The sequence below is a fragment of the Thermus aquaticus genome (assembly GCF_001280255.1).
Lineage (GTDB): Bacteria > Deinococcota > Deinococci > Deinococcales > Thermaceae > Thermus > Thermus aquaticus.
Genome location: NZ_LHCI01000069.1, coordinates 1 through 350, shown reverse-complemented (window position 1 = coordinate 350; position 350 = coordinate 1). Strand labels below are relative to the sequence as shown.

1 protein-coding gene is annotated in these 350 nt (G+C 66.6%); it reads left to right on the top strand.

Annotated elements, in window-relative coordinates; genetic code table 11:
• The coding region (locus tag BVI061214_RS00415) for a TetR-type transcription factor C-terminal domain-containing protein (RefSeq protein WP_156303172.1) at positions 1 to 350 on the top strand (350 nt) is incomplete at both ends.

Sequence of the window (350 nt, the reverse complement as noted above, 5' to 3'; positions counted from 1 at the left end):
CTCTCCAAAGCGGCCCTCTACCACCACTTCCGCAGCAAGGAGGAGGTGCTCTACGAGATCAGCCTCCTGGCCCTCGAGGGCCTCATCCGGGAAGGGGAGAAGGCCCTGAGCGAGCCCCATCCCTCCCTGGCCCTCCTGCACTTCATGGAGGGGCACGCCCGCTTTTTTGAGGAAAACCACGCCTTTTTCGTCACCATGCTCCAGGGCATCAAAAGCCTTTCCCCCGAGAAACGGGAGAAGACCGTGGTCCTGCGCGACCGGCACGAGGCCAACCTCCGTACCATCCTGAGGCGGGGGATAGAGGCGGGGGGCTTTTTCCCCGGGGGCGGGGGCCCGGGGGGGGGGGGGGG